This window comes from Mycobacterium sp. TH-M82 (assembly GCF_057473605.1).
On sequence record NZ_JBYCKY010000797.1, the window covers coordinates 1 to 1,702 of the forward strand.

Sequence of the window (1,702 nt, forward strand, 5' to 3'; positions counted from 1 at the left end):
GCTGTTCGCCGCCAACTGCGCCTGGCTGGCGGCCGCGGTGATCGCCCATAACCTGCTGCGCGCCGCAGGCACCCTCGCTGGTGGCCATCACACCGTCGCCCGGGGCGCCACCCTGCGCCGCGACCTGGTCAACATCCCGGCCCGCTTCGCCGCCCCGGCCCGCAAACCGATGCTGCACCTGCCCGCGCACTGGCCCTGGCGAACCGGGTGGAAACTCGTGTGGCACAACGTCATCAGCTACCCAACCGCGCAACCCCGCGCAGCCTGACCCGACCGACGAACCCTGTCCACCCTGCCCTCCCAGGCCCGACCCGAGGAACCTCACAACAAGGAACAGCTGGTACAGGCCAGCAGATCACGCACGCCCACACCATCCCCAGCCACCGCGATGGTGCAGAAATCAACCTCGCGAGACGCCGGCTGAAAAGCAGGCGGAAGTGAGTGCGGTACCCGTAGTCCGATGGTGCCGGGCTGTCCCAGGTCAAAACGACCCGGATCCTGGCCAGCCTTTCTCGATGCCAGTGAGGTACGCACACGAGGACTTTGATAGTCGCGCCATCTTGCTTGGCGAGTTAATTCCTTCATAGCCATCCTTGCCGGAGAGCAAGTTGCGTCGGAACGCGCTATGGAGTTTAGTGAAATCGCCCGTACCATCCTGCTCGGAGGTATAGTCCCCCCCGGGCATGGTGGCTGGTAAACGATAAACGCACTTTGCCCCTCGGTCGATGGTGACCAGCTGGGAGGATCAGGTATGTCGTATGTGATGGCGGCGCCGGACTCGATCGCGGCGGCCGCTACGGACTTGGCGGTCGTCGGTTCGACGGTCAACGCGGCCCATATGGCGGCGGCCTCAACCACCGCGGTGGTGCCCGCGGCCGACGATGAGGTATCGACGGCCGTCGCCAACCTTTTTTCCGGCGTGGGCCAGGAATTTCACCACCTAGTGGGGGAGGCGGCGACATTCCACACCCAGTTCATGGAGCATTTGAACACGAGTGCGAAGTCGTATGCGGCCACCGAGGCCACCGCCATCGCATCGCTGAAGAGCACCGCGAACACATACGTCACCGGCGTGAACGGCTTCGCTACTTCGGTGATCAACCAGGCGCTCGACATCCACACCACGCTTACGCAAACATTGCAGCAGATAGCCGGTGTGTTCGAACTTTCGGTCATGGTGCCTTACGAAACTTTGGTTCTGCTATATTTGACGTTGGCTTTAATGATAGGCGTAGTCGAACTTTTAATGAAGTATGCGGGTGTAGCGATTCCGATCCCATAATCGGATTTCGGCTGACCCAATCGGCCCATCAGAAACCTGCGCATTGGTTTAATTTCAAATCGAGAAATAACCGTCTTAGTTTGCTAATTTTATGCAAATTTGATTTGGCACCGCAGGATTAGTGCGCGTATTTTATCCCCACGCCTGGGTGGAACCGCGCTGCCGCGGCGCTGCTGAACTTAGCCCTCGATCTAGACCGACAGCTGCGGCAGTTCGACTGTGACAGCGTCGTCGTTCGCCGGCGGGTCCTTTTTGAGCAGCAGGGACCGCACCAGCGGACGCGATCCCACAGGGCGAAGCATGAAACTGGCCGGGCGCGGCCGCACCTTTTGTGGCCACCAGAACCAGCGTCCGAGCAGCGCGGCGATGGACGGTGTCATGAACGAGCGCACGACCAAGGTGTCGAACATCAGGCCCAAT

At 60.9% G+C, this 1,702-nt stretch carries 2 protein-coding genes and 1 pseudogene; 2 read left to right on the top strand and 1 reads right to left on the bottom strand.

Going from position 1 to position 1,702, the window contains the following annotated elements; all coding sequences use genetic code 11:
- Together AC2VON_RS23570 and AC2VON_RS23575 are read left to right on the top strand one after the other, a co-directional pair.
- Positions 1 to 268: pseudogene (locus tag AC2VON_RS23570) on the top strand (IS1380 family transposase); the annotation flags it as partial.
- A gap of 483 nt (positions 269 to 751) precedes the next feature.
- The gene (locus AC2VON_RS23575) at positions 752 to 1,282 is read left to right on the top strand and encodes a PE family protein (protein WP_486955015.1); all 531 of its coding nucleotides are present in this window, start codon (positions 752 to 754) and stop codon (positions 1,280 to 1,282) included.
- Positions 1,283 to 1,473: 191 nt separating this feature from the next.
- Here AC2VON_RS23575 and AC2VON_RS23580 read toward each other — a convergent pair.
- Positions 1,474 to 1,702 (bottom strand): MMPL family transporter (locus AC2VON_RS23580; RefSeq protein ID WP_486955016.1); only part of this gene is annotated, 229 nt, incomplete at its 5' end.